The following is a 17,489-nucleotide window of genomic DNA, read 5'->3' as shown; positions in this document are numbered from 1 at the left end:
AACAGCATGAAGATCCGCCGTACCGCGATCGCCGTCGTCGCCGCAGCCGCGCTGCCCTTCTCCCTGGCCGCGTGCTCGGACTCCGGCAACGACACCAAGGCCGCCCCCAGCGCGGGTGCCGAGGACGCCGCGAAGACGACGGAGGCGAGCACCCCCTCGGAGGCGCCGATGACCGACGACCAGCCCTTCGGCCCCGCCTGTGCCGGTGTGCCGAAGGAGGGCGCGGGCTCCTTCGACGGCATGGCCAAGGACCCCGTGGCCACCGCCGCGTCGAACAACCCGGCCCTGTCCACCCTCGTGACCGCGGTCAAGCAGGCCGGCCTGGTCGACACCCTCAACAACGCGGAGAACATCACGGTCTTCGCGCCGACGAACGACGCCTTCGCCAAGATCCCGAAGGCCGACCTCGACAAGGTCCTCGCCGACAAGGCCACCCTCACCAAGATCCTCACGTACCACGTCGTCGGCCAGAAGCTCACGCCGAAGCAGCTGGAGAACGGCTCCTTCGAGACCCTCCAGAAGGGCATGATCACCACGAAGGGCTCCGGTGAGGAGTACACCGTCAACGACGTCTCCAAGGTCGTCTGCGGCAACGTGAAGACCGCCAACGCCAACGTCTACATCGTCGACACCGTCCTCATGCCCAAGTAGGGCTTCGCGCACGGTCCGCACGTCACGGTGGCCCTGCACTAGCCCTCCTCGGAAGGGTGCAGGGTCACCGGCATGATCCCTGGGCCGATAGCCGTACCAGGAGCCTGGGCTCGGCAGGGTGCCGCGCCCAGGCCGGCTGCGGGCGGGGGCTACTTCTGGTTGATGGGCAGGGCCAGGTCGGTGACCTGGTACTTGGCCGGGAAGGCGCCCTCACCGGTGGCCTTGCCGGTCAGGACGTCGACGGCGTAGAGGCGGTAGGAGCCACCGTTGCCGATGGCGGCGAAGCCGTGGTTCGTGCCGGCGGCCGGGTTGTAGTAGATGTCGAATCCGGCGTCCAGGGCGGCGTCCACGCCGAGGTTGCCGGTGGAGGCCAGGGTGCCGGCGTTGGCCGGGGACTGCAGGGAGATGCGGTCGGCCATCGTGTCCAGGTCGAACAGCGTCGTCGCGGTCGCCGCGTTCAGATCGTTGTTGGTGTAGGCGGCTCCGGTCACTCCCATGGCGGTCGACGGCGGCATGGTCGGGTTCGTCAGGGTGCCGTCGACGGTGGTCGTCAGCGGGGCGGCCGCGTCGTCGATGTTGTGCCGCAGGTTCTGCCCGGTGTTGGAGATGACCCGCAGTCGGTTGGCGGCGGGGTTGAAGTCCACGCCGAACGCCACGCCGGCCAGGGCCACGGTCAGCTGGGAAACCTTCATGGCCTTGGCGTTGGTGGTGTTCAGGGTGTAGATGCCGCCATTGTCGCCGACGCCGTACAGCTTCTCGTTCTGGACGCGGAAGTCGATCCCGACGAGCTTGGTGTCCCCGGACAGCCCCGAGACCTTGCCCAGCGACCAGGTCTTGGAGGGCCTGTGGACGTCGAACTCGACCAGGCGCTGGTCGCCGGTCAGGCCGATGGCGTGCAGGGCCTTGTGGTCGTGGGCGGGCGGCATCTTCGAGGCCGTGTCGGACACCGCCAGCGCGGGTGCCGCGCACAGGGCGGCCAGGACGACTGCGGAAGCCGCGGTCACGGTCCGGTTGCGCATGATCACTCCTTCATCGGAGCTTGGGCCCAGGTGGCCCAGGTCTCGTGGTGAATTCGCCGCCGGCGTAGCAGGGGATGGGCGCCAGGGACGGAGGCCACCCGCACGGCCCAAGGGCACTGCCTCGGGCTGCGCCATCCAGGTGGGACCGGCCGCGCGCCGGTCCACCGACGGGAGGATGCGACGCTGCCGGTGGTGACGGTGTGGTCGTGGCTAGAGACGAGACATGGCGGCCCACTGACTGTGCGGGACTTGAGATCTGCTGTCATGGGAGCGAGGTGCGCGGGCTGCGGCTGCTGGGCTGGCAGGAGGCCCTGCCCCGCTCTCTTGCAGCCGTCCTGGACACCTGGCCCGCACAGACCACGCGCCGGCCCGAGGGAACGAAGATTCCCTTCGCCACAGACTCTGTCCGGTCCTGGATGTGCGAGAAGCGGTTCCTCGGCGCCACGCCGCCGGCGAGCCGGTGACAGCGATCGACCCGCGTACACGGCGGCTGCCACGCCGTGTGAGCACCCTCACCCCCTCGCCCTATGGACCCAGAGGTCATCCATGCGGCAACGGCAACTGAACAGACACACTCACCACCAACGCTGCACGGTTGCAACTGAGTTGCAACAAGCGGTTTTTGGCTCATTCGGGCTAAGAGCGGCACTGCGTGTCGCGCCCACCTTGAAGCCGGGACAAGAAATCCTCTGGCCTGCACAATTGTCGCTCCTCGCGGGCCCGGGCACGTCGGCGGCGGGCGGCGGGCAGGCGCGCGGCGATGTCCGGGCGTGGTTTCCTTCGCCCTGCGCAGCCCTGCGCGATGGTGTGTCTGGACGTGGTCAGTCCCGTTGCCTTTCCTGACCATGCCCGGGCAGTGCGAACTCCCCCGTTCGCCGCGGTGCCGACCGCCACCCGATAAGCCCCTAGCGACACCGACGCCCGCCCTATCAGGCCGGGCTTGGTACGCACCTTGCTGGGAAGGAAGCACCTCTTCGTGAAGGCAACCTCCACGGCGTCCGGCCGGCGCCGGATGCTGGACCACTCCCTGCTCGTCCTCGGCTCAGGCGCCCTGGCGACCGCCATGGCCGTCCTCGCCCTCGGCCCCGGTGTCAGTTCCGCCTCCAGCCACCGTGAGGCCCCGCTGATCGCCGGTGATCCGCGCGCCGACAACACCGACGTGTACGCGTTCACCAGCCCCGACAAGTCCGACACCGTGACCCTGGTGGCGAACTGGATCCCGTTCGAGGAGCCCAACGGCGGCCCGAACTTCTACGCCTTCGGCGAGGACCTCCGCTACAACATCAAGATCGACAACACGGGTGACGGCAACGCCGACGTCACCTACACCTGGCGGTTCAAGAACCAGATCCGCGACGCGGCCGACCAGTTCCTGTACAACACCGGCCAGGTGACCACCCTGGACGACCCGGACCTGAACTTCCGGCAGGTCTACGACCTCATCGAGACCCGCGGCAAGACGAGCAGGACCCTGCTGTCCAACGTGCCCGCCGCCCCGTCGCGCGTCGGCCCCGCCTCGATGCCGAACTACGCCTCCCTGCGCGCCCAGGCCGTACGCGGTCTCCCGGGTGGCGGGAAGGCGTTCGCCGGGCAGGCTGAGGACCCGTTCTTCGCCGACCTGCGGGTCTTCGACCTCCTCTACGGCGGGAACCTGTCCGAGCGCGGCCAGGACACCCTGGCCGGCTACAACGTCAACTCCGTCGCCCTGCAGATCCCCAAGAAGTACCTGGCGCTGAACTACACCCCGTCGCGCAATCCGGTCGTGGGCATCTGGTCGACCACCGACCGCAAGGGCGTGCAGGTCTCCGACTCGCGCACCGGGCACGGCGACAAGTGGAAGCAGGTCTCCCGCCTGGGCAACCCCCTCGTGAACGAGGTCGTCGTCCCGCTGAAGTACAAGGACGCCTTCAACACCCTCAACCCCGACCAGGACCGCACCGTCCAGCCGGTCGTCGACAAGGTCCTCGACCCGATCCTGCCCAAGCTGATCCAGCAGGTCTACGGCGTCCCCGCACCGCCCGCCCCGCGTAACGACCTCGTCGAGATCTACCTCACCGGGATCTGCAAGGCGTGCGGGCCGATCCAGGCCGACCTCAACGCCCACCGTCTCAACCGTGACGCCAACCTCCGCCGCATCGTGCCCGCGGAGGAACTGCGTCTGAACATGGCCGTACCCCCGGCCTCGAACCCGAACCGGTACGGCGTCCTCGCCGGCGACCTGGCCGGGTTCCCCAACGGACGCCGTCTGACCGACGACGTCATCGACATCTCCCTGCAGGCCGTCGAAGGCGCCGCCCAGACCGGACAGCTCATCCCCGCCCTTGCCGACGGCGACAAGGTGAACGCCAACGAGGTCCCGTTCGGCACCTCGTTCCCGTACCTGGCCCTGCCCCACACCAAGTCCGTCAACAGCGGACCCTCCGGCATGGCCATGAGCAAGGAGAAGTCTGCGGCCTCCCTCGGCGGTGTGGGAGCAGCCCTGCTCGCGGCGGCCGGATGGCGGATGCGCCGCCGCAACCGCGCCTGATGTGACGCCACCGCACCATCAAGGCTCCCGGGGCCGGACCACGCCCGGTCCGGCCCCGGGAGCGCGTCACTCACGCAGGAAGACACCCTCCGATGACCCCTGACCCGCCCACGCCCGCCCGCGGCCGACACCGACTGACGAAAGTCGCCGTCACCCTCGCCCTGGGAACCGCGATGTTCGCCGCCGGAGCCGTACTCATCCAACCCGCCATCCCTAACACACCCCCTTTCCCCGCCTCCGCACCTACCGGCACAGCCGCCCGGCCCGAGGCCCCGGCCGCGGCGCTCACCGCTCGCCTGGAGCGCCTGCCCGGCGACTGGAACACCTGGACGGCCCTCGGGATGGCCCGCATCGAGCAGGCCCGCACTACCGCTGACCCCGCCCTTTATGTCGCGGCCGAGAAGGCCCTGCGCCGCTCTCTTTCCGTGCAGCCTGGCGGCAACAGTGGCGCCGAGACCGGCATGGCCGCACTCGCCGCCGCCCGCCACGAGTTCACCGCCGCCCGCACCTGGGCCGAGAAGGCCATCACCAGCGACCCCTACAACCCGGCCGCGTACGGGGTCCTGGCCGACGCCCACACCCAGCTCGGCCACTACCGCGACGCCGAGCGGGCCGTGCAGAAGATGAACGACCTGCGCCCCGACGCAGCCTCCCTGGCTCGCGCCTCCTATGTGTTCGAGCTGCGCGGCAGCACCGGGCGGGCGGCGGAACTGATGCGGCGTTCCCTGACCGCGGCCACCACCGACAGCGAGCGCGCCTTCGCCCACGCCTGCCTGTCCGGCCTCGCACTCGAGGACGGCGACGCGCGCCAGGCGCTCAGCGAAGCCGAACAAGGGCTGCGAAAAGCACCGGCCGACCCCGCGCTCCTCGATGCCCGAGCACGCGCCCTCGCCGCACTCGGCCAGACGAAACAGGCACGCGCCGACTGGCAGCACGCGACGGACATCGCACCCCTGCCGCACCTCCTGCTCGCCCTCGGCGAGACGCATCAGGCTCTCGGACACGACGAACAGGCCGAAGCCTCCTACACCCTGCTCAGGGCACAGGACACCCTGCGTACCTCCGCCGGCGGCTCGCCGGACACCGACGCCATCCTCTTCGAAGCCGACCACGGCAGCCCCGTGCGCGCCGTGGCGATGGCCGAGCAGGCCCTGCGGACAAGGTCGTTCGTCGCCGTCCATGACGCCTACGCGTGGGCCCTGCACCGCGCCGGACGCAACGAGGAGGCCCTCGCACACGCCGACCAGGCCCTCGCGCTCGGTACCCGGAACGCCCTGTGGCACTACCACCGGGCCGCGATCCACCACGCCCTGGGCAACGACCAGGCCGCCACCGCCGACCTGCGGTCGGCACTCGGTCAGGCTCCCGCACTCAATCCGCTGCACGCCGCCCAGGCGCGTGCCCTGTCCCAGCGAATCGGCACCCAACCATGACCCCAGCACACCGCACCGCCGTCACAGCCGCCGTCTTGCTCACCGCTGCCTGCAGCCTGACCACCCCCGCCGCAGCGGCCGCACCGGCCCATCCACTGGGCAACTTCACCGTCAACTACCACACCGGCCTCGTCCTGCATCCAGACCGCATCGACGCCACCGTCATCGTCGACCGCGCCGAGATCGCCGCCCTCCAAGAGCGCCCTCTCATCGACGCCGACCGCAACAACACCCTCACCGAAGCTGAAAACGCCCGGTACGCCCGCACCACCTGCACAGCACTGGTCGACCGACTCACCCTGCGCACCCCCGCCGGACCCGCCCGCTGGAGCCCCAGGGTCGCGCAGCTCACCTGGGAGCCCGGCGAAGCAGGACTCAAGACCAGCCGACTCACCTGCGCCTACACCACCGCCGCCCCACTGGAGCGCGGCGGCGCCATCAGCGTCGACACGCGCTACGACACCACCCGCATCGGGTGGCGGGAGATCACCGCCAAGGGCATCGGACTGCGCATCACCGGAACCGATCTCCCCGCCACCTCACCCACACAGGAGCTCCGCCGCTACCCGCCGGATCCCCTTGCCACAGCACTGGACCAGCGCACCGCCGAACTGCACACCACCCCCGCCGACGGCACCACCAACACCCCCACACCTGCAGCCGGTCCCGCGGGGACAAGCGCCAACCGGATCGCGAACTGGTTCGACATCCTCGTCTCCCGGCACGAACTCACCCTCCCCGTCGGCCTCCTCGCCCTCCTCCTCGCCATCGTCCTGGGGGCCTCCCACGCCCTCCTGCCCGGCCACGGCAAGACGATCATGGCGGCATACCTCGCCGGACGCCGCGGAACCCGGCGCGACGCCGTCACCGTCGGCGCGACAGTCACCCTCACCCACACCGCGGGTGTCCTGATCCTCGGCCTCGCCCTCCCCACCGCCACCCACCTCGCGGGCGAAACCATCCTGGCCTGGCTCGGCCTGACCAGCGGACTCATCGTCACCGCCATCGGCCTATGGCTTCTGACCCGAGCCCTCCGCCACAAGCCCACCCACGGCCACCACCATCACTCCCACGGACACAGCCACCACCATCATCACCAGCACAGCCACCCTCACGAGCACGGACACGAGCACGGGGGAAGCCACCATCCGGCTCCTTCCACGGCGCCCCATACCGGCGCGCCTGAATCCGCTGCTGCCGCCACGCGCACCCTCACCGCTCCAGCCCAGGCCCCTGCCTCGCACAGAACGCACGAGCATGCGCCGTCCGAGCACACACACGCTTCTCGTCCTGCCGGGAAAGCAGGCCTGATCGGGATGGGCATCGCCGGCGGACTCGTGCCCAGCCCCTCCGCCCTCGTCGTCCTCCTCGGAGCAGTCGCGCTCGGCCGCACCGCCTTCGGCATTCTCCTCGTCCTCGCCTACGGCCTCGGCATGGCGGCCACCCTCGCCCTCGCCGGAATGCTTCTCCTCCACGTCAAACATCGCATCAAGAAGGCTGGCGACCGCCCCCGGCTGCGCTGGCTCGTAGGTACCGCCTCACGTATCGGACCGGTGGCCACCTCCGCCCTGGTCGTCGTCGTGGGGCTCGGGCTGGCCGTACGAGCTTTGGCCCCCTGAGACCGTCCCTGTTCCACCACGCTCCACGCACTGCAGAGAAGGCCCGCACGCCCCGGCGGCGACGCCCGCACCTGTCACCGACTGCACCTCATGTGGCGGGGAGCGGCGCAGCGCCTGTCGCTATACGGCGGCCAGCTCAGAGCCTGAAACGGCAGCCTGAGCGCATGATCTGAGAGAGATCGTGAACGCGATCCACTACGTCGACCGCAGCCGGATCCCGCGCCGCTCTGGAGAGGTCGGTCCTGGGACCGATCCGTCGTCTCCTTGGGCGCTTGGTCCCTCGGGGCCTGTGTGATGCCGGCCGGTTCAACGATTTCGATGTAACGCGTTGTGTCCGGACATCCACATGACCCCCGCCGAAGGCGTCCGCGCCCACCTGGACCTCCAGGGCGGCGAGCCCGGCGGCCTCCTCCTCCCCATCCACTGGGGCACCTTCAACCTGGCCCCTCACCCGTGGGCGGAGCCGGGGGAGTGGACGAAGGACGCGGCGGAGGAGGCCGGGCAGGCGGTGGCGCTTCCCCGTCCCGGTGAGCCGTTCGAGCCGGCGGGGAAGGTGCCCGCGGACGCCTGGTGGCGGGGTGTGTCCCAGCCGATCGCTCATCCCTGGCGCCGGCCGAAGCAGGCACAGACTCCTGCCGAGGCGTCCGAGCGTGACCTCGACCTGGCGGGCGATCGGTGACGGTGGAGGAAGACGACCTCGGCCGGGTTGTGCACCTGCTGACTCGTCTTTCGGATGAAGAGCGCGGACGTGTGGTGAGCGCGTTGGACGGCCCGCCCCGGCGGGAGCGTTGGGCGAGCGCCCAACAGTTCAGGCCCTTGCCGACCAGAACGGGATCACCCTCGGTTGTAGTCCGAACACACATCGTGGAGCGCTGAGCCTGCAGGCAGAGCAGGCTGGACGGTGTTCGACTGCGTTGCCAGTGGCAGAGCGCTCATAGCGCGACTGCCTGCGGCGAAGTGCTGTACATGTGCCTTGAGCGGTTCGGTGTCGCCGCTGACCGCCCGATCAACGACGCAAAGCACGCTCGGCCTGCTGTGCCGGTTCTCGTGTCCCTTCTTCGGCCAGTGGCCTCGTCGACACTGTCTATCGCTGTCCGAACCCCGATCCCCTGCCTCGTCCTGGCCCGGCGCCGCTCTGTCCAGGCCTGCGCTGGGACCCGTTGAGCCCGGATGCGGCTTTCCGGACACGCGGGGGCCGACCGCAAGGATCTCTTTTCCTTCAACACCCCGGACGTGTTCTTCACCAAGAACCCCATCTGGCCGACGCTCCACGGGAACCGACGCGGAGGGGCTGCTCGCGCTCGGCAGTCGACAGCGTCAGCGGCAAGCGCCCTTGCTGAAGGTCGCGTGGGAGACGTAGAAGGCGAGCATGTCCGGGCCGGGCGGCGGCAGGTCCTTGGCTTTCGGAATGACCACGGGCGGCTCCGGGTCCGGAGTCAGCGTGACGCGCACGCAGTACTCGGTGTCGGTGTCCTCGGTCCCGACGGTGTAGCCGCCGTCCTGCCCCTCGTTCGTCTCGACGCCGTACCTGGGGCCGATGCCGGTTTTCCTGATCGCCTCGGCGATCAGGGAGCCGTGGTCGCCCGCGAGAGTTGTGTAGTGCGCCTTGCCGTCCAGGTCCGCGACGCCCTGGTGGACGGCGTCGCGGAACTCGCCCTCGCTCCACGTCGACTCGGCCCGCACTCCGTACAGCACGCCGAGCGCGACGAGCGGCGCCAGGACGATGAGCGCGCGACCGACCGGGTTGCGGTGGTTGTAGACGTACCTGCCGGTTCCCCATCCACTCCTGACGAAGACCGGCTCCTCGCTCACGTTGCCCCGCAGCCCGCGAGACGCGCGAGGTTCATGGCCGCCTCGTGGACGATCGCCGAACTGTTGCGGATCGCGGTGTCGCGCTCGGCGGAGTCCTTCTCCTGTTCCTCGTCCTTCTTCGAGGGCCCGATGAAGGTCACCGTGATGTACGGGGCGGTCGAGCCCATGCGGGCGGCGCAGCCGGCGGGCAGCCACGCCTTGGCCTCCTCGGGGAGCGCCCAGCCCTTGAACCCGGGGCCGAGGGGGACGGAATCCTTCCTGGAGCCGGGGTCGTGCCGCTCGTCCGCGACGACCAGTTTGAAGATCTCTCGGCGGTAGTCGTTGTCGGGGTCGGCGCGCTGCACACTGCACGCCCTGAACACCGCGTAGTCACTGCTCTTGCCCTTGCTCTCCCACTCCTCGGCGCTGACCTCGCCTCCCTTGTCATCGTCGATCAGCTCCGCCGTCCGCCGGCTGAGCGCACCCTGACACAGGGTCTGCGGCAGTGGCGGCTTTCCCTCGTCGTCGGGCCAGAGACTTGCCGTCACGACCGCCGCTCCGGCGACGCCGAGAACGGCGGTCAGCGGCAGCCACTTCCTGTCCACCGGTTACTGCTCCATCCGCTTGTCGGCGTTTTCCATGCCGTTCTGGTACCACTGCTCGGTGATCGCCTGGAAGTGGTCCTAGGTTGACTTGACCAGGGTGTGCGCGTCCTGGAGGAGGTCGCGGACGGACTCGGCCCCAGTGACCGCGTCACCGGGCTCCTTCGCCGTCTTCGTGGCGAACTCCTTCGTCACCGAGGCGTTCTCGCCCCGCCATGCCGACTTGTTCGCCTTCGCCTTCGCCTTCATCGCCGACGCCGAGCCGCCCGTACCGTCAGCTGGTTCAGTCTCATGGCTGCGGCCTCCTCGGCCGCCGCCCGTCCACCCTCGAACGACATCGTCGCCACTCCCGTGTCTTGACGGCCGGAATCGCGCCGTCGCGCAGGACCCGTAGGGAGCGATCGATCATACATAGGGGCACTTTCGGCCTGGCCGACCTGCACTCCTCCCGCACGAGAGGGGAGCACATCAGCGACGGACACGGTGCCGCGACACGGCGTCAGTCGCCTCCTGCGCCGCGCGCCCGGGTTACGTCCTTCGTGACCCGCTGGGTGAGGCCGGTGCCGGATGCCTTGCGTGACGGACCGTCCGCGCGCCACCACCGACCGGGGTGCCGATGCGCCGAGGGCTGCCGATGGACGTGTCGGCCACCTCTTGGCCGTGCTTTCGCGCCAACCAGGCGAATCAGAGTTCGTCGCACTGGCTAAAGTGATCATGGGCCGACACGCGACACTTCACCGATGGGGGCGGAAGTACATGGCTTGGGCCGAGCCGGAACGAAGCAATACAGAGTCGGATGCGCAGCAGATGCGGCTGAACCAGGTCGTCCCGGCAGGCGGGGGTGGTGGCGCTGCGGACCTGGTGTCAACGCCTGCGCAGAAGAAGGCTGCAGCCGATGCCATCGAGAAGCACCTCGAGCCCGGCACGAGGAAGGCCGGTGACGCGGCCGAGGCGAGTGCGGGTGCCGCGGTAAGGAAGTTCGGCGGCAAGGACGGCGAAGGCTGGGACACCTCGCCGGCACTGAAGAAGGCGCACGAGGCGTGGGACAGACAGGTCAAGGCTCTGATGGGTCGGCTGGGCTCGGAGAAGAGCGCTCTTCGCAGCACCTCGATCCTTCTGCGGAACACCGATGCCGGCGTCGGCGTGCAAACCCGCCAGTCGTCCGCACTTGACAAAATCTGAGCCCGACACGTCCTGATCTTTCTGCGCCCTGGGGGGAAATGCCGACGTACCACGAAGAGATGACCACCGACTTGTCCAAGCTCACCACCACTGCCGGTAAGTGGGACGAGATGGCCGGTGAGTTCAAGAAGCTGGAAGAGCGGTACGAGCGGGACGTCCACGGCATATCCCTGGGTGAGACCTGGCAGGGTCTGAGCGCGGATGCCGCGAACGGCCGGTTCACGGTGACACCCAACGAGTACAAGGCCGCGCAGAAGGAGGCGAAGGCGATCGCGGCGCTGCTGCGCGACGCGCACGCCCAGTTCGTCGATCTGCGCGGCAAGGTACGGAGCGTCCGTGACGACGCGGTCAAGGCCGGGATGGCGGTGTCCGAGCAAGGGCACGTCTCCTTCGACACCTCACGGCTGAGCGACAGCGAACGCAGCGCCTACGTCCACGACCCCAGCTACCAGGAGTCCGTGCGCTCGTCGGTCGGCGAGTGGAACGCGGCCATCACCGCCGCGGTGAAAGCGGTGGCCGACGCGGACGACGGCGTCCGGCTCGCCCTGGAGGCTGTCGTCGTCGGCAGTGATCCGCTGGACGGCACGTTCGACGGCTTCAACGCCGGCGCGAAGGGCGACGTCGAGCTGTACGAGGCGGAGAACGCGAAGGACATCGCCACCCGCATCAACGGCGGCGAGAAGGTCTCCGCCGCTGACCTCGCCGAGCTCCAGCGTTCGTTCCGCGACAACTCCTCCCGTCCCGAGTTCACCCAGACCTTCCTCAACGGGATGGGCGCGGAGAACACGCTCACGTTCACGAACCGGCTGAACGACCTCGCCTACCACGACGACAAGAAGCAGCGGCAGACCTACCTCGGGCTGGAGAAGGGCCTGGCGAACTCCCTGGCAAACGCCATGCAGGACCCGAAGTCCCCGTTCTACAAGGACTTCCGGGAACAGCTGAGGCAGGCCGGTACCGAGAAGTTCGACTTCAAGGAGGCCGGTGAGCGTCCGAACGTGATCAGCCGCGACCACGGTCAGCAGGTGCGCGGCTATCAGAGCCTGGTCACGCTCATGCAGCACGGCGACGGCTACTCCGCCTCCTTCCTGCACGACCTGGCCGACGACATCCGTTCGGCCGAGGACAAGAAGCGCGGCGGCGACCCCGGCGTCTGGGACCTGCAGGGTGACTTCAGCGGCAAGGACGGAGGGTGGTTCGCCAACGATCCGCTCGACGGGGTGCTGGGCATCATGGCCAAGGACCCCGATGCCGCCACCTCCTACCTCGACCCGGGCTCGGACGGCAAGAACGACAACCTGCAGTACTTGCTGAAGGAACGCGACCGGAGTCTCGTCGACACCCCGGAGTGGCGCGGCAACATCGAGACCAACTCCGACCGCGAGAGCGAGGAGCGGGACGTCCGCACGGGTCTGGGTCTGCTCCTGGAGTCGTCGACCACGGGCCACCCGCCGCTCGGCCCCCACCAGGACCCTTGGCCTGTGACTCCGCACACCGAGGGGCAGGCCCGCATCATGCACGACGTCATCACGGGGCTCGGCCCCGACCAGAAGGTGCACGAGAACATGCGGGAACCACTTGCCCGCGCTCTCGCCTCGTACACCGAGGACACGCATCAGAACCTGGGCGGCATGGGCAGCAGCCAGTACGTCACCGCCGCGACGGATGAGGGCTTCTTCCGGGACGGCGACAAGATCCACATGGCGGCGAGCCAGAAGGACCTGACGCAGTTCATGCGCGGGCTTTCCGACGATCCGGAGGCGTACGCCACGCTGCACAAGGCCGAGTCCCGGTACATCAGCCTGGAGATGGAGAAGATCCCGAAGGGCGCCGACGGCTTCACCCAGAGCAACCCCCTCAGCAACGCAGGAGCCACCCTGGGGGCCTACAGCGCCATCCGGGAAGACGTGATCAACGACGAGCGCATGTCCGCCTACAGCGCGGCGGACTGGAAGTCGAAGATGGCCTACCACGTCGTCGGCGGCGCCGTGACCCCGCTGTACTTCACCACCGCCGGCGGGGTCTCCATCGCCTTCGGCGACTCGATCCAGCGCGGCGTCGACACCTGGGCCTGGGTCATGGGCAACAACCTGAAGGCCGAAGCGGACGCCACAGCCAACGCGGGCATCGCCGACCACTACCTCAACGCCGACAACCAGATGAACCTCATGGTCGACTCGTGGGCCGACGGCAGGCAGGACATCGACACCGACGAGAGGGCGGGTCTCAAGAGCGAGATCCTCGACGGGCACGACCGGGGAGCCAACACCGCGCAGAAGTACCTGACCGACACCACCAACTGATCCGGCGCGCCAGGAGGAACCCGACCATGCCGAAGGAAACAGCCCGTCGACCGAGAACAGCCGTCGCGGTGATCACGCTCGCTGTGAGCCTGGTGCTGCTCGGCGGCGGAGCATGGCTGCTGTTCGGCCGGGACGTGACTCCTCCGTGCGGCGACCTGACGGAGAACCCCCGCGTGCAGAAGTCGGTCGGGGAAGCCGTCCGGCCCGGCATGAGCTGCCAGGCCCTGGGCGAGGCCATCGTGAAAGCCTCGGCCGGCGACGGCCATGGCCGCCACACCCTGGGCCAGGCGCAGGCGCTCAAGGACGTCCTCGTCGTACTGGGGGACCAGGGGACCGGCGGCGCCACCGTCGATCCGGCGCTGCGCCGGCCGCTTGCCGCTGCCCTGTCCGACTACGCGCCCGACCTGCACGCGATGCTCGGCGGCATCGCCGTCCAGGACTTCGTGACGAAGGCGGCCCCTCACGAGCCGCCGTGGGAGTCCGAGGGCACCTACCACCTGACTGTCCTCACCGACACCCTCAGGAACGTCCTGCGCGAGGTCTCCGAGGACCCCCACGCGTATGCGACGCTGCGTCTGGCCGAGACCCGGACCACCGGACAGCGTCTCGCGGCCGTCCCCGCCGGTGCCAAGGGGTACGGCCTCAGCGTGCCCCCCACCGAGAGCGCTCGTGCCCTCGGCGCCCTCGACGGCATCGCCGACGCGGTCACCCGCGGTCTGGAGGAGAACCAGGCGCAGGAATGGCGCGTGGTCGTCGTCGAGGGGCTCCAGGACGGCCGCGCGTCGGCCGAGAAGGGTATTGCGGAGACGTGGTTGAGCGATCTCCATGGCGCCCCGGAGGCGCAACGATACGAGCGTCTGCGCACTCAGGGGGTCGACATGACCCGCCTGTGGGCAGAGCAGCGGAACATGGACGAACCCACGCCGCAGGGGCTCCTCGCCCAGGTGGAACGAAGCGCACTCAGCGCCTACCGGGAGATCAAGCCCTGATCCGAGCTGTCCCGAGCGGCCGACACGGTCATCTCGCGGCAAAGACGCGCGAAGACGTCCAGGGCGAGCGAGGTCTGAAACTGTTCCCCGGTCGAAGGCCGACGCGCACTACGCTCGTCACGCCTGCGGACGTGTCGATCTCCTGACGTTCGTGGAGCAGCAGGCAGGCGGCGAGGTGCTCCTCGCAGCAGCCGCGTACCCGTGCCTGGGCGGTGGGTCTCCGGTGCACCGACGACAGCACGCCCGCATCGTGGGGAAGGTGCTGGGTACGGCGCAGATCTGTGGGTAGGGTGACGGCCGTTCTTGACACAACGCCGACACGAGGCCGATGTGCGACCGAAGAGCCCGGCAGCTCACCCACGCCGCCGTCGCCGACGCCACCGACCCCGACGTACTCGGCCAGCTCGGCGTCCACGAGTTCACCAGCGCCGTGGTCGGCATCGGCAGCGACATCGAGGCGAGCATCCTCATCAGCTCCAACCTCCTCGAAGCCCGGGTCCCCAACATCTGGACCAAGGCGATCAGCCGCCAGCACGGCCAGATCCTCGAACGCCTCGGCGTCCACCACGTCGTCCTGCCCGAACACGAGATGGGCGAACGCGTCGCGCACCTCGTCACCGGCCGGATGCTCGACTTCATCGAGTTCGACGACGACTACGCCCTGGTCAAGACGGTCGCCCCGAGCGCGGCGACCGGCCGGCCCCTCGGTCAGTCCCAGGTCCGCAGCCGCTTCGGCGTGACCGTCGTCGGTATCAAGCGTCCGGGTGAGGACTTCACCTACGCGACCGCCGAGACGGTCGTCGCGACGGGCGACATCATCGTCGTCACGGGCAAGACCAGGGCGGTGGAGGCCTTCACCGAGCTGTCCTGACGTAGGATCGTCCGCTGGTGAGCCGGGAAGCCTGGTCGGCACTGTCTTCCGCCTGCCCCGAAAGAGCCCGGCCGTGCCCTTCACCCTGTTCCTGATCGCCCTGTTCGCCCTCGCCTTCCTGGTCTTCGACGTCGTCCTGTGCGTCCGGGTGTGGCGAATGACCGAGCTGCCCCGGTGGCGGCGCGCCCTTCCCACACTGCTGCTGTGCGTGGCCCTCGCCGCGAGTGCGGGCCGCGCCTGGGGCGTCACGGGCGTGGCCGAGGCCGTCGCGTTCCCGCTGAACGCGGCCACCGCGTTGCTCGGGATGTACGAGGTGGATCGGCAGCGCCGACGACGTGAGCGTCCGGGCGCGACCATATGAGCACGTCGCAGAGCTGGGGACTCATCGTCGGCGGAGCGCTCTTCCCCCTCGTCCCGAGTGTCGCCGTGATGGCCGGCCGGCGCCCGAGCTTCCTGCGCGATTCACGGGCTCCGGTGCCGCTGCTGGGCGCTGTCGGTCTGTGCGTGTATGCGGCCGTGCCGCTCAACGAGATCCCCCGCCTGGCCGGTGCTGCTCCTGACGTGCGTGGCACGTGCTCCCACGTCGGGCTGGGACTGATGGGCACGGCCGTCGGTCTGTTCATCCTCTACGAAACGCTCGCCGGCTCGGACCGGCGGGACCGGAAGCGACGGTGGGGCGGGAAATGAGAGACGACTACACACCCGAGTACGCGTCCCTGCTGGCGGACGTGGCAGCCACCGGCCGGCGTCTGACCAGGGACGAGATCGAACGGCGCCGTGAGGCCGGCGAAGATGCGGCCGGGAAGGGGCGCGCCTTGCGGGAGCTGGTCGGCAGCCACCTGAGCGCGGTCCGGACGGCCTGGCCCGAACAGCCCTTGAGCCGGAGGACGGTCATGGACCTGCTCGCCGCCGTCGAGCAGTCCGTCGACGCCTTCTCCACCGGATTCGAACGGGCCCAGCGGCTCGCCGTCCGGCAGGAGGAGGCCGAACGCCGGGAGTTCATCGACGACCTGCTCTACGGGCGCAGCGACCTGGGCCGTACCGCCGAACGGGCCGAACGCTTCGGCCTGCGCCTGTCCCAGGCGCACGCGGTCGCCGTCGCCCGTGGACCCAAGGCGTACACCGAGGCGGACCCGGTCCCGCAGCAGGTGGAGCGGGCCCTGATCGGAAGGTTCGGCGACCGGCACATCCTGCTCACCACCAAGGGCGGCCGGATGGTCTGCGTCGCCCCCGGAGACCAGCCCGAGGTCCTCGCCCACTTCGCCAAGCAGGCGTTCGCCGCCACCGGCGGGGGACAGGCGGCCATCGGCCGGCCCCAGCCGGGACCCCGTGGTGTGGTGCACTCCTACGAGGAGGCCCTCGGCGCCCTCGACCTCGCCGACCGTCTCGGCCTCGACGCCCCCGTCCTGCACGCCGTCGACCTCCTCGTCTACCCGGTCCTCACCCGGGACCGGCAGGCCATGGAGGACCTCGTCCGCAGCACCCTCGGGCCGCTGCGCTCGTCCCGCGGCGGCGCGGAACCGCTCCTCGACACCCTGACCGCCTACTTCGACAGCGGATGCGTGACGACCAAGACGGCTCAGGATCTCAACTTGTCGGTCAGGGCGGTCAGTTACCGCCTGGAGCGCATTCATCGGCTGACCGGCACCGACCCCGCCGACCCCGCCAGCCGCTACACCCTCCAGACCGCCGTGATCGGAGCCCGCCTGCTCGGCTGGCCCGAGAAGGACTTCTGAACGCGGACCCGAAGGCAACGGACTGCCGGACATCGGCCGGCCCATGACGAGATCCACGTCTCTCGGTCCTCTGCGCCGGTGTCAGAGGTTTGGATCCGCCTCAACGCAGCCGATCGGCGCAAGAACGGGTGCTGGACGGCCTGGCTCACCCTCGTGTGGGCCGAGGTCGTTCGGGTGGAGAAGCGCGGTCATGCTGCCCGAAGCAGCACGTGGTGGGGCGTACGTGTGGTCCGCCTCCGTGGACGGGACCCGCCCGTGCCGGGTGCTTTCACCAGCCGCCGGTACGACGGCGAGTTCGATCGGAAGCTCGTACTCATCGAGGACTACATGAGGCGCACGGTGGAGCGGTGACTTCTCCGGACTAGGGAATCAGTGAGCTCTTTCCGACCACATCACCCCCCGTGGTGAAGGACGACGGCCTTCACCACGGGGGTGATGTGGTCGGTGCTGCAGCGGAGCTTCCACAGGAGACGCCAGCCCTTCAGGGTGGCAGAGAACCCCGACCAGGAGCCGGTGAGGACCACCGTCTGACAGCCCCCGGCGGCCCGGCTCCCGAGGGTGCCCGAATCCACCTCGCGCCTTGGTGGAAACGGGCACCCTCACCCCTTGTGTCCGGCCACCGTCCACAGGGTGCCCTGGTGAGCCCCACGGCCTGCCGATAGGGTGTGAAGAACGCATCAAGAAACGATCGATGCTGGTGTGCCGGGAAGTCTGGTCGGCGTCCGAGGGGCCCGTGTGCCCACCTGCCGACACGCCCCGGAGGGTT

At 69.3% G+C, this 17,489-nt stretch carries 15 protein-coding genes and 1 pseudogene; 12 read left to right on the top strand and 4 right to left on the bottom strand.

Annotated elements, in window-relative coordinates; translation table 11 throughout:
* The first annotated feature begins 6 nt into the window (after window positions 1–6).
* Entirely contained in the window at window positions 7–651 is a 645-nt protein-coding gene (locus IE245_RS32985; protein ID WP_189954435.1) for a fasciclin domain-containing protein, read from the top strand.
* Window positions 652–800: 149 nt separating this feature from the next.
* Here the strand turns inward: IE245_RS32985 and IE245_RS32980 are convergent, their stop codons facing one another.
* Window positions 801–1,670: a DUF4394 domain-containing protein gene (locus tag IE245_RS32980; RefSeq protein WP_030497998.1), complete on the bottom strand. Its 870-nt coding sequence runs from the start codon at window positions 1,668–1,670 to the stop codon at window positions 801–803.
* Between the two features lie 1,012 nt (window positions 1,671–2,682).
* Between IE245_RS32980 and IE245_RS32975 the strand changes: the two genes are divergently transcribed.
* The 4 genes and pseudogenes from IE245_RS32975 to IE245_RS32960 all read left to right on the top strand — a co-directional run.
* Window positions 2,683–4,197 carry a DUF4331 domain-containing protein gene (locus IE245_RS32975; RefSeq protein ID WP_189954476.1) on the top strand — a complete coding sequence of 505 codons (1,515 nt, stop codon included), beginning with the start codon at window positions 2,683–2,685 and terminating at the stop codon, window positions 4,195–4,197.
* Window positions 4,198–4,289: 92 nt separating this feature from the next.
* On the top strand, window positions 4,290–5,630 hold the full coding sequence (locus tag IE245_RS32970) for a tetratricopeptide repeat protein (protein ID WP_189954433.1): 1,341 nt from the start codon (window positions 4,290–4,292) through the stop codon (window positions 5,628–5,630).
* A complete protein-coding gene (locus IE245_RS32965; RefSeq protein WP_189954431.1) occupies window positions 5,627–7,249 on the top strand; it encodes a nickel/cobalt transporter in 1,623 nt (540 codons plus the stop codon). The genes IE245_RS32970 and IE245_RS32965 overlap by 4 nt, the downstream gene beginning before the upstream one ends.
* 334 nt (window positions 7,250–7,583) lie before the next feature.
* Window positions 7,584–7,928: pseudogene (locus IE245_RS32960) on the top strand (MBL fold metallo-hydrolase); the annotation flags it as partial.
* A gap of 638 nt (window positions 7,929–8,566) precedes the next feature.
* Here the strand turns inward: IE245_RS32960 and IE245_RS32955 are convergent.
* From IE245_RS32955 to IE245_RS32945, 3 genes are all read right to left on the bottom strand, one after another.
* The gene (locus IE245_RS32955; RefSeq protein ID WP_189954429.1) at window positions 8,567–9,061 is read right to left on the bottom strand and encodes a hypothetical protein; all 495 of its coding nucleotides are present in this window, start codon (window positions 9,059–9,061) and stop codon (window positions 8,567–8,569) included.
* Complete coding sequence (locus tag IE245_RS32950) at window positions 9,058–9,645, bottom strand: hypothetical protein (RefSeq protein ID WP_189954427.1); 588 nt, start codon at window positions 9,643–9,645, stop codon at window positions 9,058–9,060. The genes IE245_RS32955 and IE245_RS32950 overlap by 4 nt, the downstream gene beginning before the upstream one ends.
* A 78-nt stretch (window positions 9,646–9,723) precedes the next feature.
* Complete coding sequence (locus IE245_RS32945) at window positions 9,724–9,891, bottom strand: hypothetical protein (protein ID WP_189954482.1); 168 nt, start codon at window positions 9,889–9,891, stop codon at window positions 9,724–9,726.
* 327 nt (window positions 9,892–10,218) lie between these two features.
* On the opposite strand from IE245_RS32945, the gene IE245_RS37980 reads away from it, so the two are divergent.
* From IE245_RS37980 to IE245_RS32910, 7 genes are all read left to right on the top strand, one after another.
* Window positions 10,219–10,824 carry a hypothetical protein gene (locus tag IE245_RS37980; RefSeq protein ID WP_308436649.1) on the top strand — a complete coding sequence of 202 codons (606 nt, stop codon included), beginning with the start codon at window positions 10,219–10,221 and terminating at the stop codon, window positions 10,822–10,824.
* 59 nt (window positions 10,825–10,883) lie between these two features.
* Complete coding sequence (locus tag IE245_RS32935) at window positions 10,884–13,127, top strand: DUF6571 family protein (RefSeq protein WP_229851885.1); 2,244 nt, start codon at window positions 10,884–10,886, stop codon at window positions 13,125–13,127.
* Window positions 13,128–13,153: 26 nt separating this feature from the next.
* Window positions 13,154–14,116, top strand: coding sequence for a hypothetical protein (locus IE245_RS32930; protein ID WP_189954423.1), 963 nt, complete (start codon window positions 13,154–13,156; stop codon window positions 14,114–14,116).
* A gap of 328 nt (window positions 14,117–14,444) precedes the next feature.
* The gene (locus IE245_RS32925; protein WP_189954421.1) at window positions 14,445–14,987 is read left to right on the top strand and encodes a potassium channel family protein; all 543 of its coding nucleotides are present in this window, start codon (window positions 14,445–14,447) and stop codon (window positions 14,985–14,987) included.
* A gap of 73 nt (window positions 14,988–15,060) precedes the next feature.
* Window positions 15,061–15,348: a hypothetical protein gene (locus IE245_RS32920; RefSeq protein WP_189954419.1), complete on the top strand. Its 288-nt coding sequence runs from the start codon at window positions 15,061–15,063 to the stop codon at window positions 15,346–15,348.
* Window positions 15,345–15,674, top strand: coding sequence for a hypothetical protein (locus IE245_RS32915; RefSeq protein ID WP_189954417.1), 330 nt, complete (start codon window positions 15,345–15,347; stop codon window positions 15,672–15,674). Before IE245_RS32920 ends, IE245_RS32915 begins: the two co-directional genes overlap by 4 nt.
* On the top strand, window positions 15,671–16,723 hold the full coding sequence (locus IE245_RS32910) for a PucR family transcriptional regulator (RefSeq protein ID WP_189954415.1): 1,053 nt from the start codon (window positions 15,671–15,673) through the stop codon (window positions 16,721–16,723). The genes IE245_RS32915 and IE245_RS32910 overlap by 4 nt, the downstream gene beginning before the upstream one ends.
* Window positions 16,724–17,489 lie beyond the last annotated feature (766 nt).

This window comes from Streptomyces roseolus, assembly GCF_014649855.1.
GTDB lineage: Bacteria > Actinomycetota > Actinomycetes > Streptomycetales > Streptomycetaceae > Streptomyces > Streptomyces roseolus.
Note: the sequence above shows the minus strand (reverse complement) of the source record. Positions and strands in the feature narration are given on the sequence as shown.

Bases quoted from the DNA above. Each gene is read 5' to 3' on its own strand.
- IE245_RS32985 (WP_189954435.1), top strand. From the start codon at position 7: ATGAAGATCCGCCGTACCGCGATCGCCGTCGTCGCCGCAGCCGCGCTG.
- IE245_RS32980 (WP_030497998.1), bottom strand. From the start codon at position 1,670: ATGCGCAACCGGACCGTGACCGCGGCTTCCGCAGTCGTCCTGGCCGCC.
- IE245_RS32975 (WP_189954476.1), top strand. From the start codon at position 2,683: ATGCTGGACCACTCCCTGCTCGTCCTCGGCTCAGGCGCCCTGGCGACC.
- IE245_RS32970 (WP_189954433.1), top strand. From the start codon at position 4,290: ATGACCCCTGACCCGCCCACGCCCGCCCGCGGCCGACACCGACTGACG.
- IE245_RS32965 (WP_189954431.1), top strand. From the start codon at position 5,627: ATGACCCCAGCACACCGCACCGCCGTCACAGCCGCCGTCTTGCTCACC.
- IE245_RS32945 (WP_189954482.1), bottom strand. From the start codon at position 9,891: ATGAAGGCGAAGGCGAAGGCGAACAAGTCGGCATGGCGGGGCGAGAAC.
- IE245_RS32935 (WP_229851885.1), top strand. From the start codon at position 10,884: ATGACCACCGACTTGTCCAAGCTCACCACCACTGCCGGTAAGTGGGAC.
- IE245_RS32930 (WP_189954423.1), top strand. From the start codon at position 13,154: ATGCCGAAGGAAACAGCCCGTCGACCGAGAACAGCCGTCGCGGTGATC.
- IE245_RS32925 (WP_189954421.1), top strand. From the start codon at position 14,445: ATGTGCGACCGAAGAGCCCGGCAGCTCACCCACGCCGCCGTCGCCGAC.
- IE245_RS32915 (WP_189954417.1), top strand. From the start codon at position 15,345: ATGAGCACGTCGCAGAGCTGGGGACTCATCGTCGGCGGAGCGCTCTTC.
- IE245_RS32910 (WP_189954415.1), top strand. From the start codon at position 15,671: ATGAGAGACGACTACACACCCGAGTACGCGTCCCTGCTGGCGGACGTG.